The organism is Mycolicibacterium aubagnense (assembly GCF_010730955.1).
Lineage (GTDB): Bacteria > Actinomycetota > Actinomycetes > Mycobacteriales > Mycobacteriaceae > Mycobacterium > Mycobacterium aubagnense.
Window position 1 is genome coordinate 1438723 of the sequence record NZ_AP022577.1, and the last position, 23108, is coordinate 1461830.

A 23108-nucleotide genomic window follows, 5' to 3' on the forward strand; every position below is an offset into this window, starting at 1 on the left:
CTTATAGGCGCGCCGTCGCGGCGACGGCGGTGTCGGAGGTGCGCAGCGGACGGATCATGCCTTCTTGTGTGAACGACGCGATCAGCCGGCCGTCCTCGGTGTGGACTTGCCCACGCACATAGGACATTCCGGCGCCGACCTGGGTGCTCTCGTGCGAGTACAGCAGCCACCCATCCCAGTCGACGGGCTCGTGAAAGGTGACCGTGACGGTCATCGGCGCGGTGGAAACCGTGAGGTGCGCCTGACTGGTGCCGATGCCGGCGTGCGCACGCATGGTCGTCGAGATCGACAAGTGGCCGGTGAAGTGCGCGAGCAGCGCCTTGGCCAGGTCGTCACGACGCGGGATCGGGTCATAGTGCAGCCACGCGTGCAATTCGGGTGGGCCGACCTCGTCGGGGCTGTTGACGTCTACGACATCGACGAGGCGGAGTTCGCGACCGGTCATCGGCATGTGGCTCTGAATCGCCTTTGCCGGCAGCGCGATATCGGGACGTTTTGCGTGGTGCCGGATCACGTCGGGCGTGGGGGTGTCAGTCAGCACCGTCACCGTCGCGCAGCGTCGGCCGTCCTGTTCCACCGCCACCACCGCGGCGGCGAAGCTCCGGCCGTCGTTGACCACGTCGACGACGAAGTCGACGGGCAACTCGACCTGAACGGCCCGGCCGAAGATCGCGTGCGCAGACCGAACGGATTTGGTGGGCAACTGTTTTGCCACGGCAACAATCGACTGCGCCAGCAGTTGGGTACCGTCGACGATCGCTCGTTCACCGCCGTCATTGAAGCCACGGAAGCGCCCGGGCCCTGCCGGCTGGACATCGAACACCTCGAGCATCCCGGTGACGGAGGACGGTGTGGTCATGCCTGGCCGTATCCGAGAACCGCGGGGTGGGCCTGGCCGACTCGGACGTTCACCCGGTCCTGGTAGAACGCGATGTGGTCGCGCAGCCGCGCCACTTGTTCAGCCGGATCCTCGTAGCTCCAACACACCGGTTCGCCCCCGTCTCCATCGAAGCGCCAATAGGTGGCTTGTCCCTTGAATGGGCAGCGGCTGGTGGCGTCCGGATCTCTGCGCAATTCGGTACGGACGTCCGAGCGCGGGAAGTAGAACACCAGGCCGTGATCCTGCTCGTCGACGAGCAGAGCGGCGGTCGTCGCGGCGATCAGCCGGCCGTCGTGCTCGGCCGTAATCGTATTGCGGCGCCGATGGATGTCGACGCGGTAGTCGGGGCGGTCCTCGAAACTCATGTCGCTGTCACCACCGTCTCGGCGAACTCTCGCAGGGTGTCCGGCCGCGCGAAGTCGGCGAACCATACGTAGAACCGTTCCACGCCAAGCTCGCTCATCCGGCCGAAGTGGTCGATCAGCTCGTCGGACGTTCCGCACGTCAGCCCGTCGCCGAGGTAACCGAACCGGCGGGTGCTCGTCTCGGTGACCGTCGCGCGGTCCGCACCGGATCCGATGAACCCGACCATCTGCTGCACCGACACCCGCGCGTTGCCCGCATGTGGACGCAGCTGCTCAAGCCGACCGAGCTGGTTGCACGGCAGGTTCCACCAATCGGCATGTCTGCGAACCAATTCCATGGTCCGGTTGCCGACACCGCCGAGCACCAGCGGAATCGGATGTTCACGGCGCGGGAATTGGGCGTTGTCACCGTCGTCGCCCCAGTACTGCCGGATCAGAGTCAGATCACGTTCCAGCCGGCGGAATCGGGCCGGTGGGTCATCAGCGTTGTCGACACCGAAACGTTCGAATTCGGCCGGCATCGATCCCGCACCCAGGCCGAGTTCGAATCGCCCGCCCGACGCGGCGGACATCGTGACGGCGTGTTTGGCGAGCACCGCCGGGTGCCGGAAACCGTCGCACAGCACGAGATGCCCGACGCGCAGCCGCTGCGTCCGCGCCGCGACCCATGCGGCGATCGCCGTGGCGTCCCAGATGCCGCGGTCCGGGGCACCCGGAGCTTCGAGGTGGTCGATGAACGCGATGCCGTCGAAGCCCGCGCGCTCGGCTACCCGTGCACGCTCGACGATCTCATCGATACTCAGCTGCACCTGCGGCAGAAAGAGGAACCACTCGGTCATGACCTCATCACTTTAAGTGATTGGGAAGTCACCTTCTACCTTTTCGGTAATGCAATTCTCTTTCCCAACGGTTTTCCAACGGTCCGTCACTAGCGTTCACGGTGCCAACGCACTGGCGATCACGAAGGGTGTACCGACCAGATGACAGTCCTCAGCAACCGCACGAAGCTTGTCGCAACCGTAAAACGCAACGCCGCCAATGCCCTTCGCGTCGAACTCGCCGACGCATCGGCACAGCCCGTGGGAGAGGCCCGCCAGAAGTCCGGCCTCGGCGTCCTCCTCGGCTTCAAGAACGGCGGGCGCAGCACCTACAACCTCGCAGCAGAGGGTCGCACGCTGACCATCGACGTCGCCGGCACCACCACTGTCAGCGAGTCCGGCACCGAAATCGGCAAGCTCGTCCCCCACGACGGCGCCGCCCGGTTCGACGATCCGACCGGAGCCGTCCTGGCCTACCTGCGTCCGCACGTCGGTCATACCGCGGGCGAAGCCTGGCGGCACCCGATCCTCACCCCCCATGGCGAGCCCATGGGCACGCTCACCCTGTTCCCGATGTCCTCGGCCGCCGAGCTCCGCGAGTATCTCGACCGGATTGTCGACCAAGTTGTCCTGGACTGGGACATCAACTACACGAACTTGCGGCTGCCCGCGCTCGGCTCGGCGCTCGACCTGCAGCAGCCCGTCGCGGGCCGGCTCGGCGACCTCCTGGCGTGTGCGTGTGTCGACAGCTGCACCCTGCCGCGCGGGTACTCCGCCTGAGAGGACCCCGCCTAAGCCCGGCTCGTCTTGATGTCGAAACCGACCTTCTCCCCGTCGACGCTGGTGATCTTCATGTGCGCCTTGTACGGACCTTCCGGCCCGGTGAAGGTGCAGTCGAATTCACCGCCGACTTTGGCGTCGACCCCGGAGGGGCATTTGACGTCAGTCGGGTGGAAGCCGGTTTTACTGGTCACCATGTCGGTCACCGACTGCGCGGCCCCGTCGGGCTTGATGGTTGAACCGCAAGCGCTGAGCTGCAGCGCGAGAACTCCGATGATGAGCGTGGTGCCGAGGAAACCGGTGGATCGGGTCATGGCTGGAAGGTAGCCAGGTGCCGTTGGAAAAGCGTTGGAGGGCCGCGTCCCGCGCGTGCCTCAAATCTATTTCGCAAAAAGTGTCCTGTTTCAGTTCGGTGGCCGCTCCTACCCATAGGCGGAGCCTCACCGTGGGGCCCCCGAGCCTAGAAATGGGAACCGACATGAACCACACCCACAACACCAAGACAAACCGGCTCATCGCAGCGGTCGGCGCAGCAGCGGCACCCGCCCTGATGTTCATTGCTTCGAGCTGGACAGCTGCCCCTGCTTTCGCAGTCTGCAACGAGGGCACCCCGAACTGTCAGCAGGTCGACTCCGGGCACCAGCGGGCTTCCGACCAAATCAACGGCGCGTTGCTGAGCGGCCAGTGCGCAGGACCCGACGGCTTCTGCGACGACAGCATCCCGGGCAGCGACGTCACGCCCCAGCAAGGGACTCCGAAGCCCCCGACCAAGACGGGCATCGTCCACACTCCAGTCACGACGACTGTACGGAAATAGCCGGCACCCCACCCGCCAGGCACCCCACCCGCCTAAGTGGACCCGGCCTGCGCTCCACGGAGGCGATCCCCGACAGCGGCCACCCGACGCCGTATGCGGGTGACCCGCGGTACGTACTCGGCCGCCCGCCGGGCATCGTCCAGAATCGTGGTCATGGACTGCAGCGGAGCAGAGATGCGAGGCCGCGTGCGATCGACCTGCGGCGGCCGATTTCCTTCCCACCACACCGGCTCGGTCAGCCGCTGCACGAACGGCACCGAACTCTCGACCGACGCGTTACCCCACTCGATCGCGCGATCGATGGCTTCCGGCGAGGCTGCCAGGGTGACCGGGGACAGCGTCGGACTGAACCGGATGACGCGGTCGGCGAACGGTGCGTTGCGCACCATCTGCAGCTGCAGCGCCTGCGTAATCGGTTGCAGCCACAGGTGTCTCGGATTCCATTGCGGATGGAAGCAGTCCCAGCCGATGAAGCACGCGTTACGGGTGCCCAGCCGGCCGTCCTGAATTCGTTTCCACGCCAATTCAACTGGCACGTTACTGGCCGCGCCGCCGTCGACCAACGCGGCGACGTCCTTCTCGATGAGCAGCTTGTCGAGGAGGTCCCACATCCGCGGATCGCTGGACTCATGATGCAGAATCCCGGGAATCGCCGACGAAAAACTTGCAGCGTCAACGACATTGAAGTCGGCCGTCAGGTCGTCGCCGCCCAGAACGATCGGCTTGACCACACGTGAGTCGATGAACGCGCCGATCTGCCACAGGCGGTTGACGGCACCCGGCGCGTAACCCAGCTTCAGGTGCTCGAGTGCCCGCACCCCCATCAGCGTGAAGTGCGACGGATGGAACCGCCCCGGCAGCCGATCGAAAGACTGTTTCCTGACACCGGCGACGACGGTTTCGTAAGGGATCGCGAGGTCCGTCAGCCGCATCGGTTCACCGTCTTCCCGGGTGAACATCTCCTTGGCGAACTGGTCGAATTGCAGCGAGAACAGGCCGTTGAGGCCGTGGCGGCGCCGCGTCCTGGCCGGCCCGAGGACCCCGCGATAGGTGACGGTCTTGGCCCAGGCGACGTAGTCCTCGATGGGCACCGGCAGCACGCGGGCCATCACGCTGCCAACGATGGCTCCGAAAGAGTTGGTCAACATATAGGCCGGCGGCAGGCCGGCCGCGAGCATGCGCTGCATGCCACCCAGGTAGACGTAACCGGCGCCGCCCCCGCCGCCGAGGACCGCGACGTAGGTCTTGTAGCCGAGCTCGGCGTCGAGCTCTGCCGCAGTGAAGTCGTTGCCGTGGCGCTGCAGCAGCGCCGAACGCTCGTACTCCACGTCCTCGGAGAAGTTCGCGAGCACCTGCTTGGCCGCGGCCAAGCGTTCGGGCGCGGTGGTGCGCCCACGGAGTGGGTTGTACAGCGCGTCGATCACCCGCTGCCGGAATCCGAGGACCTCGTCACCGACCGTGGCATCGCCGCGGCCGCGGGTACCGCCCGGGCCGGCCGCGCCCGGTTCGAACACGGTGAGCCGCGCGAAGCTCAGCAGGTAGCGCAGGCGGCGAAACTGCTCGGGGCTGAGCGCGTCGGGGCATTCGAGGTCGGCGCGAACCAGCGCAGCCTCCATGTGCTGCAGCGCCAGGGTGGGGTTGCTGCCCGGGAGGCCAGGGGGTTCCGCTACTTCTATTTCCGCCAACTCGTTGGACAGCTCGCCGAACGGTACGAGCTCGGAATTCGCCATCCGACCATTCTTGGCCACCCGGGACCCGGTCGCGGCAGCAACCCGAGATTCCACCGCATGGTGCTCGTGCGCGGCGGCTGTCGCGGCTGAGCGCCGTCAGGTTATTCACAGCCGACAGGCAGTTTCACGCGGAGATCCGCCGCTAGCGTGGCGACCGACCACCTGGGACGAACGAGAGAATGAGGAGTCTGTGCCCATGGACGTCCAGACCGTCGATCAGCAGTACGCGACTCTTCAGCAGCAGTCTCAGCAGACCGCCTCGCTGATTCAGGCGCTGGCCGGCAAGCTGTCGGCTGCGGCCGCCGCCGGCGATACGAACGCGCGGGAGTGGCAGCTGGACCTCAAAGAGATCGCGTTGGCCATTCGGGATGAGGAGAGCGCGACCGGGTCGGTGTTTCAGGCGATTCATGCCCTCGTCGCCAACCACGTGCAGAGCCCTGAGCCGCAGTACCAGCAGCCGGCCCCGCAATACCAACCGCAGTACCAGCCGCCGGCCCCGCAGTACCAACCGCAGTACCAGCAGCCGGCATACGTCGAGCCGCAGTATCAGCCTCAGAGCGGCGGCACGCTGCAGCGATTCCTGGGCGGGAACTTCGGTCAGTCGATCGTGCGCGGAGCCGGCTTCGGCATCGGCGACGACATCGTCAACAGCATTTTCGATCGACTCTGACGAGCCGCCAAAAAAAGAAACCCGCTCCGACCGAAGTCGGAGCGGGTTTTCTGTCTGGAGCTAAGCGGACCGCGGCTCCGCCAGCACCTCCGAGAGCCACTTCACCACGAGGTCAGGCTGCTCGTCGACAATGAAGTGACCGCAGTCGGGCACCTCGGTGATGTTCAGGTCGTCGGCATGGCCCGTGAAGCCCTCCAGTAGCGACGGGTGCACCGCCACATCGTCGAGACCGAACAGCACCCGCACCGGCATGGCGAGCTTCTGGTCGTCGTAGGGGCCGCGCGCCAGTTTGGCGAACTCCTTGCCGACCATGGCCCGGTAGATCTTGGAGCCCGCCACCCGACGGTCCCGGTCCCGGAAGCAGCTGCGGAAGAAATCCACCGACTCCTTGGGCATACCGCTGCGCCGGATGAACCACCACAACGTCGGCGACAGGTGCGAAAGCGGCCCGGCCACAGGCGCTCCCACGACGAGTTGGTACGCCAACTTGTGCGCATGCCGGGCCACTCGGCCGGGCTCCTGCCACACCGGCGGGATGTTGAGGATCGCCAACCGCCGAACGCGCGCGGGCGCCTTCAGCGCGACCAGCTGCGCGGTCCAGCCACCCCAGTCATGGCCCACCAAGTCAAAGGATTCCACTCCCAGCGCGGTCGCCGCGGCGAGCACGTCGGAGGCGAACTGCTCCTTTTCGTAGCCCTTCGGGGTGACCTCGCTCCAGCCGGCGCCGCGCAGGTCCATGGCATGCACCCGGTAACCGGCATCCGCCAGTGCGGGGATGACCTTGTGCCACATCCACCAGTTCTCCGGCCAGCCGTGGAGCAGCACGACTGGGCGCCCACCCTCCGGTCCGGCGACGGCAACATGAATCTTCACGTCACCGGCCTGCACATATTCATGGGTCACGCCATCGAGAGTGGGCATGCTGCGCTGAGTCATGCGACGCATCTTACCGCGCGGTAAGTTCGGCGGCCGAGCGCCAGGCGCGCGTGCCGGCAAAACGCGAAAACCCGCCCTGACCGAAGTCAGAGCGGGTCTCGAACGTGGAGCTAAGGGGACTCGAACCCCTGACCCCCACACTGCCAGTGTGAAACGGGTTGTGCTGGCCCGTATTCGGACGTCCAACCTGCGCCCAAACGTCCACGTCAGAGAGTCCGATCCGTGTCGATCTGTCTACGGCGTGTTTGCCCGTGACTCAGAGTCCTAGGACACCGTTAGGACACGTCGAACAGCTGTGCGGCGTGCCGGTCAGAACATCATGCGGCCGACGCTCAAGCTGCCCGGCTCGGCACCGGCCCGAATGGCGGCGGTGTACCGGTGCGCATCCTCGGCGCTCGGGATACCGAGAGCGGCGAGCACATCCTGATGTTCGACCCGGTGCCGTTTCTTCAGTTCGAACGCAAGGTCGGCGATGGGCCGCCACAACCGATCAACCAACGGCAGCAACCGTTGAACCACCGCCGCCGGGTTCTCACCTGCTCGGTGACTGAGGTGCATCACGTCGTCGTGGTCGTGGGTGTGCGCTGAGAGCGCTTTGAGCACTTCGCTCAATGTCGGCTGGCCATAATCCCAGATGCTTTCGCCTGCCGCGCCCGCTGCCGCTACCAGGGCGTCGTGTTCGGTGATAGCTCGGCCATCGGCGCGATATGTGGTGATTCCGGCTGCGTGTTGCTTCAGCGGCTTGCCGCCCCACGATGTCGCGGGCGTGGTCAGAATTTCAGCGAAATTGACGGTCCGACCATGCACCGCCGCCAGGATGCCGTGGGCCGACTCATGCACGGCGGTGCGCAGCACCGGGTCTCTGAACAGGCCGGGAGTCACGTTGTTGCCCTTCGATAGTTGGTCGGGTAGGTCGGCGGCGAGCTGGTCAGGGGCGATTTCGCCATTCTTTGCAGCCCGCCGCCGCCCTTCATGCAGCGACCGGGGGACGCGCCGGTCGGGGTGTGGCTTGGGCTATCACCGCGCGCCGATCTGCGCGAGACGACAGGCAGCCCGTTCGGCGTCCCGACGTTCCTGCTGGGCGGCGTTGAACTGGGTCACGCTCGGAAGCGATTGGCGCGCACGGATTTTCGGGATGCGTACCGCGAGGGTCAACGCGGCCCGGTCGACCTCACGTAGTGACCGTTCGACGCGCTCGGACGCCGACGGTTCGCCCCGCAGCCCCGGCGCGTCAGGCGGCAGCGCGTGACCGAGCATCCGGCCCAGATCGGCCCGCAGCTGGTCGGCGTAATCGGTCAACGCCGCCGACCACGAACCCGACGTGAGCATGTCGTCCGTGATGGCGGGCTGACGCGGCCGTGCGGCCAGATCAGCGGCAAGTTGTCGGGTCTGGCCGTCGGCGGCGCGAGACTCGGCGACCAGACCGGCCGCCACGTGGACAACCTCGGCGACCGCGTCGGCCAGGTGGTCGACCTCGCGGCGCGCGGCCTGCGGTCGCTTGAGCTGGGAGGTTTCATAGGCCAGCGGCGACACGATGGCGGCGACCTCGGCCGCCAGATCGAACTTTCCGTCATACGTCACAGGCAGCCGTTTCCGTCGCCGGTCGCGCTGGTCGTCCTGATCTGCGGCAGCGTGTCCAGTCTGCGGAGTTCTGCGCAGGCTCACCGTGCCACCGCCTCGGCAAGGTCGGCACGCAGGCGGTCGACACCGGCAGGGCTTATCTGCCCCGCCTCGCGCTCGACACTGCGGCGAACACGCCAGTAGGCCAGCCCCTGACGCGCTGCGAGCACACGGGGGTCATGGTCGGGTGCATTGCGCGATTTGAGACTGGCCAATGTCGCCGACCAGCTCGATGCTGACCGGCTGGCCGGATCGCTCGTGAGGGTTGCCATGAGGCCAGCATTGCACGCGACGGTGCACGGCAGCGACGACCGCGACGGCTCGGCGTCTCGACAATGCAGCGCTCGTGCACCATTGTGGCCCAACCGATTACGGGTCTAGTTCGGGAAACACGACGTCACCGAGGTAGCCCGCGCGGCGGGCCAGCTCGGGCCGGGGGTCGCGGTCGGCGGGGTCGGTGAGCCGCTGCCGGAACCCGGCCACGTATCCGCTCACGCCGCGCTCTGCCAGAACTTCATCAAGGGTCATCCGAACGACCCGTCGCTGGCCGGGCGGCACGGGTTGGGGCGGCGCGTCGGCGGTGAACACTCCCGGCCTGTCGGCGTCAGCGGAGAACGTGTGCATTCCGGAAACCACCTGCTCGGGCGGTGCGGTGTTCACCGCCTCGGCGCGCTTGGATCGGATCCGTGACAACAGGCTCATTCCGCACCGCCTCGGCGATGGTTGGCGATGATCGCGGCTGCGGCAGCTTCGGCGGCGGCGAGCACGTCGGGCGGCACGTCGGCCAAATCGTCGTCCGGCTCGGGCTGCGCAGGCGAAACATGCGCCACCGCCCCAATATTCGACCAGCCGTCGGTGTCAACGGCTGCGGCAGCAGTGTTTTCGGCGCTGTGCGCCCCGCTGGCGGTCGAAACGGCGTCCGGCGGGCAATCTCCCTCGGGCGGCGCAGTTCGGCTGCCAGCGTCGAACACCGCCACCGCCTCGGGCGTGGTCGCGAACGCTGTCCTCAGTGAGTCGGGCCGCAGCTCCGCAATCAGCTCGGCTGCGCGTTCGGCGAACTCGATCCCGCTCATCCCGTCATCGGGTGCCACGGCCAGCCGTGTCGGTGCGTTTGTCCCCCACAGCTTTACGAGGCTGTCGAGCGTCCGCAGAACGATTTTCGCGGCGTCCGCGTCGCCGCCCGTCATCGACTGCCAGAATTTCGACAGCACCGTTTCGAACTGTTCGGATTGCAACGCCCGCAGCTCGGTCACCGCCTCGGCCTCCTGCCGGGCCAGCAGCCGGGAGACGGCATGACGTGCTCCGCTTTCGTCGGCGTAGTCGAGCCGGTCGGCGATGACGCGATAGGGCAGCCCCTGTATCCGCAGCTCGACGGCCTTGGTTGCCCGCTCGCGTTCTTCGGGTTCGGGTCGGTCAGGTCGGCCCATAGTGAGCACCTTTCAGTTGTCGGACGGGTTCTAGGGCGGACAGCGGACAACGCCGCCGCTATGTGCTGACGAAAGTGCGGCAGCGGGATACCGGCAGCGGGTGCCGGGTTTGCGTCTGACGGTCGCGCTCAGCGGCAGCGGCGGCACGGTCGTAGTCGGTGGCCAGCCGGACGAACGTCGCGCCGCGCAGCTTCACCGCCGTGATGGCGTGCCGCTCGTGAAGATCGACCATCGCCGCCGCCTTGTGTTCGTCACTGCCAGGTATCCGTGATCGCACCGCCGCCCACGGCTGCAACTCGTCGGTCAGCTCGGCCAGGATCGCCGCCGCCATCGCGGTATCGGTTGTCTCGGTCATCGGTTCCTCACTCGGTTCATATTCCAGTGCGCCAGTGCGCCGGGGGATTTCACTGCCGAGTGCGTGCGCAGGTAGTGCCAGTGCCCTATAGGCACACTGGCGCACTACTGCATGACTGTGCGGCGGCACACTGCGGCACACTCGTTCACTCGATGTCATTTCGGGGTCTCGCCGTCGAAACTGAAGGGGTCTCCGGACGGGTTCGGAGTGCCTGCGGGAGACAACAATTGCGCCCGACGCGCCCCCAATGTGACGACCAGAGACCCGTCTTTAACGGCGGCGTCCACCGCCGACCGGGCGACGTATCGCGCCACACCGTGGTTATCCATCAGGCGTTCGACTGCCGCCCGCCGCGACAGCGTGCCCGGCTCGGCAGCGACCATCGCCAGCAACTCGGGCACCGCTTCGCGTCCGATGGAATCGCGACGACTGCCGCCCTCGTAGGTCAAGTGGCGGGTGCCGGGGTCAAACGTCAGTTTGCCCTCGGCCAGTTCGACATCACGGCCAAGTGCAGAGAAGTAGGACGAACGTCGAGTGCCACCCGCATCGTCGCCGCCGAGAACGATGTTCCACATGGCGTCATTCCAGTCGAGCAGCCGTGAGTCGCCACGTGCACGCTCACTGGCCGGGCCGTTCTGGTGGCCCATATGCGTGACCACCATGCCCTCACCGGCACCGATTTCAGCCAGCAGTGCGTCGAACGCCACCAGCACCTTGCCCGCGTCCTTGTCCTCCGATAGCCCTAGGGCGTCCAGCACGGGCCGCAGACAGTCCAGGATCACCACGTCGGCGCCAGCAAGGCTGCGTGCCCAGGCGGCACGAATCGCCGGATCGGTGATGTCGAACGTCGACACCGCGCCCCGCAGCGACAGCACCGCGACAGCTGCGGTGTTCTGTATGCGTTGGTCACGCAGCCAGCGTCGTAGGTTGCGACGATCCAGCTCGGTGTCGATCAAGACGACCTTGTCGACCGGTGCTGTGTCGAACCGTCCGAGGAACGGGTCACCGTCGACCAGGCTGCGGATCGCGTTGCCGACCGTTGTCGACTTGCCCGCCTTGTATGGCGCAGCCAGCAGCACCCGGCCGCCCGTCGGCCAAACCTCGGCGATCCGATAGGCGGCGTCTTCATCCGGTTCGGCCAGCAGCGCAGCCAGGCCGACAGGATCGGGCGGCGGTACCGCCTCGCGCTCGGTGGCCAGGCGGCGGGCCAGCGTGTCGACCTGCGTTCGGCAGTCTCGCCGGATCGCGGCGGCGCGCAACTTCAACACCGCGGTGTCGCCCGGCTGCAACTGCGGCAGCGCGGCCAGGTGATCGTCTTGTGCGCCAGCCTGTACGCAGTCCGGCCCGTTCACCATCAGCTTTGGCAGATCGGTGATCGGGTCGCGCAGACCGTCTTTACGTTCGATGCTCCACGCCAGTTTCTGTGCCCAGTCATACGGCGACGCCGCGAGGTCGGCGACGGCAAACCAGTGTGGTTTCCAGCGGCTAATGCGGTCGTCGGTCGCCGCCGCCTCGGCCTTGCGCTGCCGGTGCGCCTCAAGCACTTCCGGCGTTTCGAACGGGTTGACGTCGTGCCCATTCACACCAGCGAATGGCACTGCGAGAGCGGTACTCTCTAGTGGTTGGGTCATATGGTGTTGTGGCCTCTCACATCGGTAAAAACGCCGCCTGGCAAAACCGTGGGGCCGGGCGGCGTTTCCGTTTCTCGGGTCTGTGGACTAGTCGCGGTCGCCGAGCAGTCGCAGCAGACCGGCCGCCGGTACACGGACCCGTCGCGTGCCCAACTTGATCGTGGGCAATCGACCCTCGCGCGCCATTTCGTAGGCATACGCCCTGCTCACGCCGAGGTATGGGCCCGCCTCGGTAACACTCAAAGTCGGTGGGCCACTGCGCAATTCGTCCAGGGTGGGCGCGGTCCGTACGGTGGTTGTCGTCGTCATTCCACAACTGTGCACGATGCGAGTGATATCTGTCTAGGCGATCCGCCCTCATTCCGCTATTGTTTTCACATGAGTTCTGATAGCCGCCCCGGCCAGCGGGCGATCAAAGGTGACGTGATGCCCGGCAGCATCCGGCGCGTCAGTGGCACGCGCGGCAAGGATGACGGGCTGATTGAGCTGCGGCTGGTCGGCCATCCTCACCTCTACCGGGTGCGCGTCCAGATGGGCAGCGGCGCACCGAAACTGGTGGAGCTGCACCTACTGCCCGCCGACGATGACGCCGCCGCCGAGATAGACCCGGCCACTATCCGGAACGTGCCGGTGCGCCGACTGGCCAACGCCGCTGCTCGGTGGATCGCCTGCGTGGATGGATCGTTCATCGGCGTGAAAGAGCTACGCAATCCGACCCTTACCCTGCGGCCCGAACGGCCAGCCGACGGCGGCAAACGCCGCAAGCTGGACGACATCCATTACCGCCAGGTGGCCGATCTGCTCATCGCCGCACGCACAATCGGCGAACCGCCGCGCAAGTACGTCCGCGATCAGCTCGGCCCGGCTTCGGTGGCCACCGTTGACCGATGGATTGCCGAGGCCAAAGAGCGCAAATTCCTCCCCCGCGATTGGGCCACCAACGACGCCGCCACTGCCGACCCTGACCAGGAGAACTGACCATGTCTGACGACACCACAGCCTCACAGCCACGGCAGCGCGGAGAACGTGCCGACAGCAGCATCAAGAAACTGCCGGGTGGCAGATGGCGCGCACGTCCGACCCTCGGCATCGACCCCGTGACCGGCAAGCAAGTCCGGCCTACCAAGGTGTTCGATACCAAACGGGCCGCACTGGATTGGGTTGCCGAGCAGCGCGAACAGTGGCGGGCAGCGTCGTGGGCACGCAAGTCGACACAGACGTTTGACGAGGTCGCCGATCACTGGCTCAAGTTGCGCGCCGCCGATTCATCCATTGGCCCGAACACCGTTCGCGCCGACCGCGAGTCGCTGGCCTACGCACGCCGGGCGTTCGGTGCGGTGCCGGTACAGAAGCTGACCCCCCCTGCCCTGGCCGACTGGTCGGCAACGCTGACCGGCAAGGGTGGCAAGGCACTGGCACCGGCTACCAAACGGCGGGCAATCGTCCGCCTCAAGTCGGTGATGTCGCACGCCAAGCGGATGCGCTGGGTCACCTATGACGCTTCGGCTGATCTGGACACGCCCGAACAGAAGGCCATCACCGCCGCTGCCGCTGGCGACATCTGGACCCCGGCGCAGATGGCGGCGTTTCTCGACTACGTCGCCAGTCACCGGCTGGCCGGGTGTTTCGCCCTGACCTTGCTCGGGCTGCGGCGTGAGGAGGTCGGCGGGCTGCGCTGGCAGGACATCGACCTAGATACCGGCGCGCTGCGTATCCGGCAGGCTCGGGTCGACGTCAACGGCAAGGATCACATTGTGCCGACCAAGACGGACCGGTCAGCCCGCGATCTGCCGCTGCCGCCCCGCGAGCTGGCCATGATCAAGGCGATGCGGACGGCGCACCAGCGCGAGCACCTGGCCATCGGCCGACCCCTGACCGGGGGTGACCTATTACTCTCACGCGCCGACGGCACGCCGCTGCCGGTACGCGACTACTCGCGGGAGTTCACCGCCAGGCGCAAGGCGGCGGGATTGAAAGCAATCCCCCTCGGCAAGCTGCGTCACTCGAATATCTCGCGGATGCGGGCAGCGGGTGTTTCGGCGGACGTCGTCGCCGCCTGGCACGGCCACACTGAGCGGATGACGATGGCGGTCTACGGCCGCGTGACTGACGACCGACTCACCGCCGCCTCGGCGGTGTTCTCGGCAGCGATTGAGACGGCATAGCGGGCGTCAGACTGGCGGCAGGCCGTCGAGCCAGTCAGCTAGCTCGATTGGAGTGCGCGGAAGGAAGGTACCGAACACTTCAAGCTCGGGGCTTCTGACCATCTGATTTCGGGCAGCCTTGTCGGTGAAAACTGCATCGCAGTAGGGCACTGCAATGCTCAACGCGTCGATGTCATGAATGTCGTTGGTCGTCCACTTATGCCTGTTGTCCTTGTGGTACGCGGCCTTCAACGACACGGCTACGCGGGTCGATGGCATGCGGTCGGTGAAGTCGCGCGCCTTGGCCCGGTCGTCATTCAGCAGCTGGGTGATCGACGTCCCCATGGGTGCCGTGAGGCGTTCCACCATGTGCCCCAGCTCTATCTCTAATTCTCTGGCGTTTACAACGTCTCGCAGCCGTCCCTGCCGGAGCTTTGGATCGAGGTCAAGTTGCCTGACGAGATAACGCTCCTGCTCAACGCGCTTCTCCACGATGTCGCGCCACTTTTGCCGGTCGTACCCGTCGGCAAGAAGGTTGGGGTCTTCGTGGTCATCGGGTCCCGTCAGCAGCTGGCGTTCCGCCCATAGGTTCAAGGAGACCATCGGGTCAGTCCCCATATCGATGCCCATTTGTTCGCAAACATGCTTGGCCATCGCGGCTGGATCATCCGACCCCTCCATTTGAAGCCCACCGCGCTTACCGAATGCCCACAGGAGACTCGGCCCAATGAGATCGATCGGGCCTTGGGGCGCGATGCTCACACCTTCGATGTCGTTGAGCGCGGCCTCTAGTTCGAGCTGCTGAATCTGGGGGCGGCCCAACAGATAATTGAATCCGCTCAGCTCCTCCATGATCGCGACGCGCTCCCGACGTCGCTGCACGTCCCCGATGTTGTTGAGCTCGGTCGCGTGAGTTGACGAGAGCGGGAACACAGCCCGACCCTCGCTTCTGGCTCGCCGCGCCGCAGGAAGAAGCACGTCATACCCAGTCTCGGGGGGTTTCCTGCCGCAAATTCGCTCAAATTGATATACCCCAACATGTCGAGGTACACCAAGGCTGGTGGCCGGTGCGGTAACTGCAGACTGCCCGGCCAGATGACGTCGCTACTTACCTCATAAGTTGTGGCCACGGCCCGATCCTCGTTGTCGTGTCAATCAGTGCATTTCCGATGAACCATTGCCAATGGTGCGCCTCGCCACTGGGTGTCCGCAAAGGAATTTCGCGTGAGCGCCTTGGCACGCGGCGTACCGCCCCCTACTTCGACCATATTCTCGACAGCAATAGGACAAAGTTAGGACATTCGGCCCGACAACTGACCTCGCTAGCAAAACGACAAAACCCGCCTTGACCGAAGTCAAAGCGGGTTTTCTCTTGGGTGGAGCTAAGGGGATTCGAACCCCTGACCCCCACACTGCCAGTGTGGTGCGCTACCAGCTGCGCCATAGCCCCTCAAGTGGTGCCTGATGAAGCTACACCACCGGCCCCACGGTGAACAAAACGGCTGGTCAGAGGGACCCTTCCACCGGCTCGTGGCCCAACGGACAGATCGGGGTCTCTTCGTCGCCACCAGAAAGACGCGTCTCCGGCGCGAGCCACCAGCCCACCGCTGCCGCCAGCAGGACCACTCCGCCCGCGCCGAACGCCGCCGTGAACGACACGTGCTGGGCGATCTGCCCCGCGGCCAGCGAGCCGACGATGGTGCCGAGATCCGACATCATCTGGAAGGTCGCCACGGCGGTGCCGCCCCGGGCCTGATTGCCGATGATGTCCGCGACGGCGGCCTGCTGCGGCGAGATGAAGATGCCGCTCGCCGCGCCGGTCACGAACGCGATCACCAAGAACACCGGTAGCGACGTCGTCCAGCCCAGCAACACCGTCGAAACCGACGACACCGCCAGCCCGACGATCAGCAGCTTGCGCCGGCCGATCCGGTCGGACAGATGCCCACTTGGAATGACGGCACACACATTGCCGACCGCGAACACCGCCAGCACGAGGCCGGCCATGCCCGCGCTGCGGTGCAGCACGTCGACCACGAACAGCGGAACCAGCGCCACCCGCAGGCCCAGCGCCGCCCATCCGGACGCCAGATTGGACAGCAATGCAGCCTGGTAGGCGCGGTTGCGCAGCACGGTCCGCACCGACACCGTCGGCCCGGTTTCCTCTTCCCGTGCCGCCAGCGTCGAGTTCCGCAGGCTGACGAACACCACGGCCGCAGCGACAGCCAGCGCCGCGCCGTAGATGACGAACGGCACGGACAGGCCCAGCCCGGCGGTCAGGCTGCCCAGCACCGGCCCGGCCACACCGCCGATCATGAAGGCGCTGGAGAACAGGCCGGCCACCCTGCCGCGCGCGTCGAACGGCGACAACCGGATCATCAGCGCCAGGGACGACACCGTGAACATGGTCGACCCGGCACCGCCGAGAGATCGGAACAGCAGCAGCTGCCAGTAGCTTTGGGCGAAGGCACAGGCGAGCGTCGACAACGCGACGATCACGAGGCCGGTGAGATAGACGCGCCGCTCGCCGAGCTTCTGCACCAGCAGACCGCTGGGCGGCGCGAAGATCAGGCGCATGGCGGCGAACGCGGTGATGACGAACGTCGCCGCGCCGATGCTGACGCCGAAGTTGCGCGCATACGCCGGCAGCACCGGGGCGACCACTCCATAACCGAGTGCGATGACGACGTTGGCTCCGGCCAGGACCCAGATCTCGGTGGGAAGTCGGGTCGGGGCCGGACAGTCGCCCTCCGTGACAGCGTTCACCCGATAACTGTATTCACCACTTCCCGCGCCGCTTTCTGCACCTCGGCCAGGTGCTCGGACCCCTTGAAGGACTCGGCATAAATCTTGTAGACATCCTCGGTACCCGACGGCCGGGCGGCGAACCACGCGTTCTCGGTGGTCACCTTCAGACCGCCGAGCGGCGCGCCGTTGCCGGGTGCCGCCGTGAGCTTGGCAACGATCGGTTCACCGGCCAGCTCCGTCGCGGTCACCTGCTCGGCCGACAGCTTCGACAACCGTGCCTTCTGTTCGCGGTTGGCAGGCGCGTCGATGCGCGCATAGGTTGGGGCGCCGTACTTTTCGGTCAGCTCTGCGTAGCGCTGCGATGGCGACAGCCCGGTGACCGCGAGAATCTCAGAGGCCAGCAGCGCGAGGATGATGCCGTCCTTGTCGGTGGTCCAGACCGTTCCGTCGGTTCGCAGGAACGACGCCCCGGCACTCTCCTCACCACCGAATCCGATTGTGCCGCTGATCAATCCATCGACGAACCATTTGAAACCGACCGGCACCTCTACGAGCCGGCGCCCCAGCCCGGCGACCACCCGGTCGATGATCGACGAGCTGACCGCGGTCTTACCCACCGCCGCAGAACCGGGCCAGCCCGCGCGATGCGTGTACAGGTAGTCGATGGCCACGGCCAGGTAGTGATTAGGGTTCAGCAGCCCGCCGTCGGGCGTGACGATGCCGTGCCGGTCCGAGTCCGCGTCGTTGCCGGTGGCGATCTGGTAGGTCCCAGGCTCGCCGATGACTTTCTGAAGAAGACCAGCCATGGCATTCGGCGAGCTGCAGTCCATCCGGATCTTGCCGTCGGTGTCGAGGGTCATGAACCGCCACGTCGCGTCCACGAGCGGATTGACGACGGTCAGGTCCAGTTGGTAGCGCTCGGCGATGGCGCCCCAGTAATCGACACTCGCCCCACCGAGCGGGTCCGCCCCGATGCGCACACCCTCGGCGCGAATGGCGTGCAGGTCAACAACATTCGACAGATCTTCGACGTAGGCATTCAGATAGTCGTGCCGCTCCGTCGAACCCAGCGCGCGCGCCAGGGGCATCCGCTTCACGTCGCGCAATCCGTCGCGCAGAATCTCGTTGGCGCGCCTGGCAATCAGGCTCGTCGCATCGGTGTCCGCCGGGCCGCCGTTTGGCGGGTTGTACTTGAAGCCCCCGTCACGCGGCGGGTTGTGCGACGGGGTGACGACGATGCCGTCGGCGAGATCGCCTTCGCGCCCGCGGTTGAAGGTCAGGATCGCGTGGCTGACCGCCGGGGTGGGCGTGTAGCGGTCGGCGGTGTCGATCATCGCGACGACCTCGTTGCCGGCCAGCACTTCGAGCGCCGTCACCCAGGCCGGCTCGGACAGGGCGTGGGTGTCGCGACCGATGAACAACGGCCCGGTGGTGCCCTGCGCGGCTCGGTATTCGACGATCGCCTGCGTGGTGGCCAGGATGTGCGGCTCGTTGAACGCCGCGTCGAGGCTCGACCCGCGGTGACCTGAAGTGCCGAACACCACCTGCTGGTCGACATTCTCAGGGTCCGGCACCACCGTGTAGTAGGCGGTGACCACATGGGCCACGTCGATCAGGTCGTCTGGCTGGGCCGGTTGGCCGGCGCGCGGGTTGGCCGTCATGAGCTCGATTCTGCTACCGGTTCTCCCCCGGCGTGCACCTGTCGGCGTTCGGCCACCATACTTTTGCCTTATGTTCGGCCACGACAACCGAGAATTGGCCGCCGTCTTCATCGGGGGCGCCATCGGCACCGTCGCGCGTGCCGCTCTGGCCGTCTTCGCCGTGCCTCATCCCGAGCACTGGCCATGGCCTACGTTCGTCGTCAACATCGTGGGCGCGTTCCTGCTCGGGTACTTCACGACCCGACTCCTGGAGCGACTGCCTGTGTCGAGCTATCAGCGCCCACTGCTCGGCACCGGCGTGTGTGGCGGCCTGACCACGTTCAGCACCATGCAGGTCGAGACGGTCCGGATGCTCGAGCACGGCGCCTACGGGCTGGCCGCGGGCTACACGGTGGCAAGCATCGTCGCGGGCCTGGCTGCGGTGTACCTGGCCACGGTGCTGGTGCGGCGAGTCCGGGTGCGGGCATGACGGCGGTCATCTGGCTCGGCGTGGCCCTCATCGGCGGCGTGGGCGCGGTGACGCGTTTCCTGGTGGACCGCGCGGTGTCGAAGCGCAAGAGCAGCAGCTTCCCGTACGGCACGTTCGTGGTGAACCTCAGCGGCGCCTGGCTGCTCGGCTTCTTCGGCGGACTCGCGTTGAGTCCCAACGTCGCCCTGCTGGCCGGGACCGCATTCGTCGGCGCGTATACGACGTTCTCGACGTGGATGCTGGAAACCCAGCGCCTCGGGGAGGAACGGCAGGTCTGGTTCGCCCTGGCCAATATCGTGGCGAGCGTGGTGCTGGGCCTCGCCGCCGCAGCGCTCGGATTGTGGATGGGCGGCTTACTGTGAACGACTCCGCGGACTACCTGAAACTCACGACGTACTTCGGTGAGCGACAACGTATCTCCCGTCGCTTCGCTCGCCCCGGCCGCCACGAGGGCCGATTCCTGGCCGAGGAGTTGCTCGACCTCTACGGCGCCGAGAACGTTGCCACCAGTGTCCTGCTGCGTGGAATCGCCGGATTCGGGCCGCGGCACCAGCTGCGCACCGACCAGAGCCTGAGTCAGTCCGAGGACCTGCCGGTGGCCATCGCCGCGGTGGATACCGCCGACAAGATCGCGGGGCTGGCCGAGCGGACCGTGGAGCTGACGACCCGCGGACTCATCACGCTCGAACGTGCGCGCCTCATCACCACGACGAGCCTCGGCGAGCACACCAAACTCAGCGTCTACGTCGGGCGCCAGCACCGGATCAACGGCCGTCCCGCCCACATCGCGGTGTGCGACCTGCTACACCGCAGCGGATTCGCCTGCGCGTCGGTGTTTCTCGGGGTCGACGGCACGGTCCGCGGCCGCCGCGAGCGGGCCCGGTTCCTGAACACCAACACAGACGTTCCGGTGATGATCATCGCGGTCGGCGACGGTGCCCGCGCCGCCGCGGTGTTACCCGAATTGGAGCGCTTGCTGCCCAACCCCTTGGTGACCGTGGAGCGGGCCGAGCTGTGCAAACAGGCCGGGACGCTGCTGGCCCGCCCCGGCGCGCTACCGTCCCATGACGCCAATGGAACTCCGTTATGGCAGAAGCTGATGATCCATACGGCCGAAGACACCCTGCACGACGGCGAACCGGTACACCGGGAGATCGTCCGGCGCCTGCGCGCCAACGAGAACAGCCGCGGCGTCACCGTCCTACGCGGCATCTGGGGCTTCCACGACGGACGGATACCTCACGGCGACAAGCTCTTTCAACTCGGGCGCCAGGTTCCAGTCACGACGATCGTGGTGGACAGCCCCGAGAACATCGCTGCCGCATTCGATCTCATCGATGAGGTGACCACGATTCACGGAGTGGTCACCTGCGAACGGGTGCCTGCGTTGGTTTCCGTCGACGGCGGAAACCAGTCAGGCGGGATGGCGCTCGGCCGCTTCAGCTGACGGTCAGCGCTTGACCAGATTCACCAGGAATTCGATGGTGACGATCGGATCGACGGCGAGCAGACCGGCCGGCGGCGGCGGCGGGGCGATCCCGTAATCGGCGAAGGTGACGGGAATTTGCCCCACGGCGACCACCCCGCTACCCGACCGCTGCACTTCCAGCCGCACCGCCACCTGCCGGCTGACGCCTTTGAGGGTGAGTTGCGCCGACACCTCCAGGGTGGTGGGCGTGCCGTCGCCGGAGACGGCGGACAGGTTGACCGGATCGAGCACAGCGAGCTTGGCTGTCGGGAACTGCGCGGCGTCCATCACGTCGGTGCTGCGGAACTTGTCGTCCCGGCCGCGGTGCGCCGACTGCATGGTCCCTACGTCGACGACGAAGCTCGCCGCCTGCAAGTTGCCGCCCGCAACCGTGGCGTCGCCCCTGACCGAATTGGTCCGCCCGGTGACGATGACGGTTTCCCACAAGAGTTTTTGCCGGGCGCGGTAACCGGCCTGGGTGCGTTTGGCTTCGTCATCGGGGCCTGCACTCACCACCCATTTGCCGTCGAGGTTCGTGCTGGCCGGACGCGTCGTCGGCAGGCTCAGCACCGGTGCCGGCAGGCCCTCCATCTGGGTTCGGTAGAACCAGGGTCCGGCGCACACCCCCACGACGGCGAGCACTGCCAGCAACAGCAGAAGCCTTTTTGCCACTCCCTCTATATACAGGGCGGGTGCGACGTCAGCTGGATGGGCGCGCCAGCGCGTAGAGAGCCATCCTGCGGTTGGCCATGTCATGCTCACCGAGGAATTCGGCGCCACCGTGCTCGACCAGCCGGCGCGCACCGACATTGCGATGGTCGGGATCGAACATCACCCGGCGGCAGGACGGGACCAGTTCGAACAGACTCGTCAACAACTGGGGCATCAGCGTCGGTCCGAGTCCGCGGTTCACGAAGCGCTCGTCAGCGATCGCGGCATGCAGTCCCAAGTCATAGGGATCGGCATCGTATCGAGGAGCGATGGAATCCTTCGCTGCCCAGTACAGCTCGAGGTAGCCCATGGCCTTGTCCTGGTAACTCACCAACAGCGGCCGCGAGTACTCACCCTCGAGCTGTGCCTGAAGATGCCGCCGCCACCATTGCGGCGGCCGGTCATACTCCCAGGCCTCGGCCAGATGCGGACGATTCATCCATTCGGACAGCATCTCGGCGTCGGCTTCGGCATCGACAAGACGCACTGCCCACGGGCTTGCGAGCCGTGGAACGGGTGGGGCGCCCACTGCTCGCACCTCAGCGGACACTGACGTCAACTCGCGCGGCAGGACCGGCCCCTGATCAATCTCGGTCATTTCAGCGGCCAGCCTACCCGATCTGCTTAGGTTAGCTTTGCCTACATCCAATCGCCTGTTGCTTCGCTACGCGCCTGTATGCGCGGGCGTCGGCCTGCCGGCCCAGGGTCCGAAAACATGCACCGAAAGCGCAAGACGGACCCTGTAACGCTCAGCCACCCAAGGTCGATAGAGCTGCTAACGTAGTCATCAATCACTTTGGTCGCATCGGTTAGCTGGTGCGGGAGGGGAATACACCATGTCTTTCACCACTCGGATGATGGTCGGCGCAGGTTCTGCATTGGTGGCGGTCATGGCCAGCGGCGCTGTCGCGACCGCCCAGCCGGACCCCACCCCGATCATGTACTCGACCTGCACCTACCCGCAGGTGATCGCCGCGCTGACCGCGCTCGACCCGGGTGCCGCCGCCGAGCTGCAGGCAAACCCGATCGGCGTCGGCTACCTGCACCAGCTGATCGCCTCCGGTCCGCAGCAGCGCAAGGCCCTGATCACGCGGGCGTACAGCACCCCGGGTGCCGCTGGGTACACCGACCTGGTGCTGAACGTCGCGAACACCTGCAACAACTTCTGATCCCAGAAGCAAAAACAACGCAGCTCAATCCTTCGGGATCGAGCTGCGTTGTGCTTTCTGGCGGTACGCGCCGGTGGTCAGAATCCGCGGTGCGAGCCCCGGACCGCGGCCACAGCCTCGTCAGGTCCGGTAAAGGTCACCTGCGCGGGTCCACGGCCCGCCGCGAAGAGCAGTAGCTCGCCAGGCGCGCCGGTCACCGTCACCTCGGCGCCGCGGCCGACAGCAGCCAGGCGGCGGCCCTCGGGGGTCACAAGGGTGATCCGCGCCGGCGAGTTCCGCATCCCCATCCGCGCCATGTTCGCCACCTGTCCCGCCAGCGCCGACACCAGGCGCTCGTCGAGCTCGCGCGGCTCCCAGGTCGGCTGGGCCCGGCGGACGTCCTCGTTGTGGATGAACATCTCGGCGACGTTGACAAATGGGTCGAGCAGTTTGAATGGCGAGTACAGCGGCGGACCCGCGGCAATCATGTCCACCAGCTTTTCCCAATCGGTCGACGCGGTCACCTGCGCCTGCACCCGATCGGTGTAGCCGGCCAATTGCGGCACCAGAATGCCGGGCGCGGCATCGAGCCGGCGTTCCCGCACCACCAGATGCGCGGCGAGATCGCGGGCGTTCCAGCCCTCACACAAGGTCGGCGCATCAGGCCCGTGCACGCGCAGGGATTCGACGAGTGCGGCGCGTTCCCGCTGGGCGGCTGTCATGCGGTGAG

General features: G+C 66.3%; 28 protein-coding genes, 1 tRNA gene and 1 pseudogene. 9 read left to right on the forward strand and 21 right to left on the reverse strand.

Annotated features, from left to right (window positions below):
* Position 1 precedes the first annotated feature (1 nt).
* From G6N59_RS07095 to G6N59_RS07105, 3 genes are read right to left on the reverse strand one after another with little or no spacing between them, the layout of a single operon-like run.
* Complete coding sequence (locus G6N59_RS07095; RefSeq protein WP_138231476.1) at positions 2 to 859, reverse strand: acyl-CoA thioesterase; 858 nt, start codon at positions 857 to 859, stop codon at positions 2 to 4.
* Complete coding sequence (locus G6N59_RS07100; RefSeq protein WP_138231477.1) at positions 856 to 1245, reverse strand: DUF427 domain-containing protein; 390 nt, start codon at positions 1243 to 1245, stop codon at positions 856 to 858. Before G6N59_RS07100 ends, G6N59_RS07095 begins: the two co-directional genes overlap by 4 nt.
* A complete protein-coding gene (locus G6N59_RS07105; RefSeq protein WP_138231478.1) occupies positions 1242 to 2084 on the reverse strand; it encodes an LLM class flavin-dependent oxidoreductase in 843 nt (280 codons plus the stop codon). Before G6N59_RS07105 ends, G6N59_RS07100 begins: the two co-directional genes overlap by 4 nt.
* A 141-nt stretch (positions 2085 to 2225) precedes the next feature.
* On the opposite strand from G6N59_RS07105, the gene G6N59_RS07110 reads away from it, so the two are divergent.
* Positions 2226 to 2843 carry a hypothetical protein gene (locus G6N59_RS07110; RefSeq protein ID WP_138231479.1) on the forward strand — a complete coding sequence of 206 codons (618 nt, stop codon included), beginning with the start codon at positions 2226 to 2228 and terminating at the stop codon, positions 2841 to 2843.
* Positions 2844 to 2854: 11 nt separating this feature from the next.
* Here the strand turns inward: G6N59_RS07110 and G6N59_RS07115 are convergent, their stop codons facing one another.
* Positions 2855 to 3157, reverse strand: a complete 303-nt coding sequence (locus tag G6N59_RS07115) for a DUF4333 domain-containing protein (RefSeq protein WP_138231480.1) — start codon at positions 3155 to 3157, stop codon at positions 2855 to 2857.
* A 164-nt stretch (positions 3158 to 3321) separates the two neighbouring features.
* Here G6N59_RS07115 and G6N59_RS30670 point away from each other — a divergent pair, with 164 nt between their 5' ends.
* Positions 3322 to 3660, forward strand: coding sequence for a hypothetical protein (locus G6N59_RS30670; protein WP_179970280.1), 339 nt, complete (start codon positions 3322 to 3324; stop codon positions 3658 to 3660).
* Between the two features lie 32 nt (positions 3661 to 3692).
* On the opposite strand, the gene G6N59_RS07125 is transcribed toward G6N59_RS30670, so the two are convergent.
* On the reverse strand, positions 3693 to 5390 hold the full coding sequence (locus G6N59_RS07125) for a patatin-like phospholipase family protein (RefSeq protein WP_179970281.1): 1698 nt from the start codon (positions 5388 to 5390) through the stop codon (positions 3693 to 3695).
* A gap of 196 nt (positions 5391 to 5586) precedes the next feature.
* Here G6N59_RS07125 and G6N59_RS07130 point away from each other — a divergent pair, with 196 nt between their 5' ends.
* Positions 5587 to 6060 carry a hypothetical protein gene (locus G6N59_RS07130; RefSeq protein ID WP_138231641.1) on the forward strand — a complete coding sequence of 158 codons (474 nt, stop codon included), beginning with the start codon at positions 5587 to 5589 and terminating at the stop codon, positions 6058 to 6060.
* A 60-nt stretch (positions 6061 to 6120) separates the two neighbouring features.
* Here G6N59_RS07130 and G6N59_RS07135 read toward each other — a convergent pair whose 3' ends face one another.
* The 9 genes from G6N59_RS07135 to G6N59_RS07175 all read right to left on the reverse strand — a co-directional run bounded on the left by G6N59_RS07135 (position 6121) and on the right by G6N59_RS07175 (position 12338).
* Positions 6121 to 6996, reverse strand: a complete 876-nt coding sequence (locus G6N59_RS07135; protein ID WP_138231481.1) for an alpha/beta fold hydrolase — start codon at positions 6994 to 6996, stop codon at positions 6121 to 6123.
* Between the two features lie 309 nt (positions 6997 to 7305).
* Positions 7306 to 7878, reverse strand: a complete 573-nt coding sequence (locus tag G6N59_RS07140; protein WP_138231482.1) for a hypothetical protein — start codon at positions 7876 to 7878, stop codon at positions 7306 to 7308.
* 135 nt (positions 7879 to 8013) lie between these two features.
* Positions 8014 to 8577 (reverse strand): hypothetical protein, encoded by a 564-nt coding sequence (locus tag G6N59_RS07145; RefSeq protein ID WP_138231483.1) that lies wholly within the window; start codon positions 8575 to 8577, stop codon positions 8014 to 8016.
* A gap of 80 nt (positions 8578 to 8657) precedes the next feature.
* Positions 8658 to 8888 carry a hypothetical protein gene (locus G6N59_RS07150; RefSeq protein ID WP_138231484.1) on the reverse strand — a complete coding sequence of 77 codons (231 nt, stop codon included), beginning with the start codon at positions 8886 to 8888 and terminating at the stop codon, positions 8658 to 8660.
* A gap of 97 nt (positions 8889 to 8985) precedes the next feature.
* The gene (locus tag G6N59_RS07155; RefSeq protein ID WP_138231485.1) at positions 8986 to 9318 is read right to left on the reverse strand and encodes a hypothetical protein; all 333 of its coding nucleotides are present in this window, start codon (positions 9316 to 9318) and stop codon (positions 8986 to 8988) included.
* Complete coding sequence (locus G6N59_RS07160) at positions 9315 to 10043, reverse strand: hypothetical protein (protein ID WP_138231486.1); 729 nt, start codon at positions 10041 to 10043, stop codon at positions 9315 to 9317. The genes G6N59_RS07155 and G6N59_RS07160 overlap by 4 nt, the downstream gene beginning before the upstream one ends.
* A gap of 58 nt (positions 10044 to 10101) precedes the next feature.
* Positions 10102 to 10398: a hypothetical protein gene (locus tag G6N59_RS07165; RefSeq protein ID WP_138231487.1), complete on the reverse strand. Its 297-nt coding sequence runs from the start codon at positions 10396 to 10398 to the stop codon at positions 10102 to 10104.
* Between the two features lie 155 nt (positions 10399 to 10553).
* Complete coding sequence (locus tag G6N59_RS07170) at positions 10554 to 11981, reverse strand: AAA family ATPase (RefSeq protein WP_163911039.1); 1428 nt, start codon at positions 11979 to 11981, stop codon at positions 10554 to 10556.
* Positions 11982 to 12116: 135 nt separating this feature from the next.
* Positions 12117 to 12338: a helix-turn-helix domain-containing protein gene (locus tag G6N59_RS07175; RefSeq protein WP_138231489.1), complete on the reverse strand. Its 222-nt coding sequence runs from the start codon at positions 12336 to 12338 to the stop codon at positions 12117 to 12119.
* Positions 12339 to 12455: 117 nt separating this feature from the next.
* Here G6N59_RS07175 and G6N59_RS07180 point away from each other — a divergent pair, with 117 nt between their 5' ends.
* Both G6N59_RS07180 and G6N59_RS07185 read left to right on the forward strand, forming a co-directional pair.
* Positions 12456 to 13007: a hypothetical protein gene (locus tag G6N59_RS07180; RefSeq protein ID WP_138231490.1), complete on the forward strand. Its 552-nt coding sequence runs from the start codon at positions 12456 to 12458 to the stop codon at positions 13005 to 13007.
* A gap of 2 nt (positions 13008 to 13009) precedes the next feature.
* Entirely contained in the window at positions 13010 to 14194 is a 1185-nt protein-coding gene (locus tag G6N59_RS07185; protein WP_138231491.1) for a tyrosine-type recombinase/integrase, read from the forward strand.
* A gap of 6 nt (positions 14195 to 14200) precedes the next feature.
* Here the strand turns inward: G6N59_RS07185 and G6N59_RS07190 are convergent, their stop codons facing one another.
* From G6N59_RS07190 to pgm, 4 genes and pseudogenes are all read right to left on the reverse strand, one after another.
* Positions 14201 to 15106 carry a hypothetical protein gene (locus tag G6N59_RS07190; protein ID WP_138231492.1) on the reverse strand — a complete coding sequence of 302 codons (906 nt, stop codon included), beginning with the start codon at positions 15104 to 15106 and terminating at the stop codon, positions 14201 to 14203.
* Between the two features lie 444 nt (positions 15107 to 15550).
* Positions 15551 to 15623: transfer RNA gene (locus G6N59_RS07195), tRNA-Ala, on the reverse strand.
* A 60-nt stretch (positions 15624 to 15683) separates the two neighbouring features.
* Positions 15684 to 16939: pseudogene (locus G6N59_RS07200) on the reverse strand (MFS transporter); the annotation flags it as partial.
* Positions 16936 to 18582, reverse strand: a complete 1647-nt coding sequence (gene pgm / locus G6N59_RS07205) for a phosphoglucomutase (alpha-D-glucose-1,6-bisphosphate-dependent) (RefSeq protein ID WP_138231494.1) — start codon at positions 18580 to 18582, stop codon at positions 16936 to 16938. The pseudogene G6N59_RS07200 and the gene pgm, both read right to left, overlap by 4 nt.
* Before the next feature lie 70 nt (positions 18583 to 18652).
* On the opposite strand from pgm, the gene crcB (G6N59_RS07210) reads away from it, so the two are divergent.
* The 3 genes from crcB (G6N59_RS07210) to G6N59_RS07220 are packed head-to-tail and all read left to right on the forward strand — an operon-like array spanning position 18653 to position 20498.
* A complete protein-coding gene (gene crcB, locus G6N59_RS07210; RefSeq protein ID WP_138231495.1) occupies positions 18653 to 19051 on the forward strand; it encodes a fluoride efflux transporter CrcB in 399 nt (132 codons plus the stop codon).
* On the forward strand, positions 19048 to 19413 hold the full coding sequence (crcB, locus tag G6N59_RS07215) for a fluoride efflux transporter CrcB (RefSeq protein WP_138231496.1): 366 nt from the start codon (positions 19048 to 19050) through the stop codon (positions 19411 to 19413). Before crcB (G6N59_RS07210) ends, crcB (G6N59_RS07215) begins: the two co-directional genes overlap by 4 nt.
* Positions 19410 to 20498, forward strand: a complete 1089-nt coding sequence (locus G6N59_RS07220) for a putative PII-like signaling protein (protein WP_138231497.1) — start codon at positions 19410 to 19412, stop codon at positions 20496 to 20498. The genes crcB (G6N59_RS07215) and G6N59_RS07220 overlap by 4 nt, the downstream gene beginning before the upstream one ends.
* A 3-nt stretch (positions 20499 to 20501) precedes the next feature.
* Here G6N59_RS07220 and G6N59_RS07225 read toward each other — a convergent pair whose 3' ends face one another.
* Both G6N59_RS07225 and G6N59_RS07230 read right to left on the reverse strand, forming a co-directional pair.
* The gene (locus tag G6N59_RS07225) at positions 20502 to 21191 is read right to left on the reverse strand and encodes a YceI family protein (protein ID WP_163911042.1); all 690 of its coding nucleotides are present in this window, start codon (positions 21189 to 21191) and stop codon (positions 20502 to 20504) included.
* 28 nt (positions 21192 to 21219) lie between these two features.
* The gene (locus G6N59_RS07230; protein WP_138231499.1) at positions 21220 to 21828 is read right to left on the reverse strand and encodes a GNAT family N-acetyltransferase; all 609 of its coding nucleotides are present in this window, start codon (positions 21826 to 21828) and stop codon (positions 21220 to 21222) included.
* 238 nt (positions 21829 to 22066) lie between these two features.
* Here G6N59_RS07230 and G6N59_RS07235 point away from each other — a divergent pair, with 238 nt between their 5' ends.
* On the forward strand, positions 22067 to 22399 hold the full coding sequence (locus G6N59_RS07235) for a hemophore-related protein (protein WP_138231500.1): 333 nt from the start codon (positions 22067 to 22069) through the stop codon (positions 22397 to 22399).
* A gap of 77 nt (positions 22400 to 22476) precedes the next feature.
* Here the strand turns inward: G6N59_RS07235 and G6N59_RS07240 are convergent, their stop codons facing one another.
* On the reverse strand, positions 22477 to 23100 hold the full coding sequence (locus G6N59_RS07240) for a TIGR03085 family metal-binding protein (protein WP_138231501.1): 624 nt from the start codon (positions 23098 to 23100) through the stop codon (positions 22477 to 22479).
* Positions 23101 to 23108 lie beyond the last annotated feature (8 nt).

Coding starts and splice junctions, on each gene's coding strand:
- G6N59_RS07095 (WP_138231476.1), bottom strand. CDS start 859: ATGACCACACCGTCCTCCGTCACCGGGATGCTCGAGGTGTTCGATGTC.
- G6N59_RS07100 (WP_138231477.1), bottom strand. CDS start 1,245: ATGAGTTTCGAGGACCGCCCCGACTACCGCGTCGACATCCATCGGCGC.
- G6N59_RS07105 (WP_138231478.1), bottom strand. CDS start 2,084: ATGACCGAGTGGTTCCTCTTTCTGCCGCAGGTGCAGCTGAGTATCGAT.
- G6N59_RS07110 (WP_138231479.1), top strand. CDS start 2,226: ATGACAGTCCTCAGCAACCGCACGAAGCTTGTCGCAACCGTAAAACGC.
- G6N59_RS07115 (WP_138231480.1), bottom strand. CDS start 3,157: ATGACCCGATCCACCGGTTTCCTCGGCACCACGCTCATCATCGGAGTT.
- G6N59_RS30670 (WP_179970280.1), top strand. CDS start 3,322: ATGAACCACACCCACAACACCAAGACAAACCGGCTCATCGCAGCGGTC.
- G6N59_RS07125 (WP_179970281.1), bottom strand. CDS start 5,390: ATGGCGAATTCCGAGCTCGTACCGTTCGGCGAGCTGTCCAACGAGTTG.
- G6N59_RS07130 (WP_138231641.1), top strand. CDS start 5,587: ATGGACGTCCAGACCGTCGATCAGCAGTACGCGACTCTTCAGCAGCAG.
- G6N59_RS07135 (WP_138231481.1), bottom strand. CDS start 6,996: ATGACTCAGCGCAGCATGCCCACTCTCGATGGCGTGACCCATGAATAT.
- G6N59_RS07150 (WP_138231484.1), bottom strand. CDS start 8,888: ATGGCAACCCTCACGAGCGATCCGGCCAGCCGGTCAGCATCGAGCTGG.
- G6N59_RS07155 (WP_138231485.1), bottom strand. CDS start 9,318: ATGAGCCTGTTGTCACGGATCCGATCCAAGCGCGCCGAGGCGGTGAAC.
- G6N59_RS07160 (WP_138231486.1), bottom strand. CDS start 10,043: ATGGGCCGACCTGACCGACCCGAACCCGAAGAACGCGAGCGGGCAACC.
- G6N59_RS07165 (WP_138231487.1), bottom strand. CDS start 10,398: ATGACCGAGACAACCGATACCGCGATGGCGGCGGCGATCCTGGCCGAG.
- G6N59_RS07175 (WP_138231489.1), bottom strand. CDS start 12,338: ATGACGACGACAACCACCGTACGGACCGCGCCCACCCTGGACGAATTG.
- G6N59_RS07180 (WP_138231490.1), top strand. CDS start 12,456: ATGCCCGGCAGCATCCGGCGCGTCAGTGGCACGCGCGGCAAGGATGAC.
- G6N59_RS07185 (WP_138231491.1), top strand. CDS start 13,010: ATGTCTGACGACACCACAGCCTCACAGCCACGGCAGCGCGGAGAACGT.
- pgm (WP_138231494.1), bottom strand. CDS start 18,582: ATGACGGCCAACCCGCGCGCCGGCCAACCGGCCCAGCCAGACGACCTG.
- crcB (WP_138231495.1), top strand. CDS start 18,653: ATGTTCGGCCACGACAACCGAGAATTGGCCGCCGTCTTCATCGGGGGC.
- crcB (WP_138231496.1), top strand. CDS start 19,048: ATGACGGCGGTCATCTGGCTCGGCGTGGCCCTCATCGGCGGCGTGGGC.
- G6N59_RS07230 (WP_138231499.1), bottom strand. CDS start 21,828: ATGACCGAGATTGATCAGGGGCCGGTCCTGCCGCGCGAGTTGACGTCA.
- G6N59_RS07235 (WP_138231500.1), top strand. CDS start 22,067: ATGTCTTTCACCACTCGGATGATGGTCGGCGCAGGTTCTGCATTGGTG.
- G6N59_RS07240 (WP_138231501.1), bottom strand. CDS start 23,100: ATGACAGCCGCCCAGCGGGAACGCGCCGCACTCGTCGAATCCCTGCGC.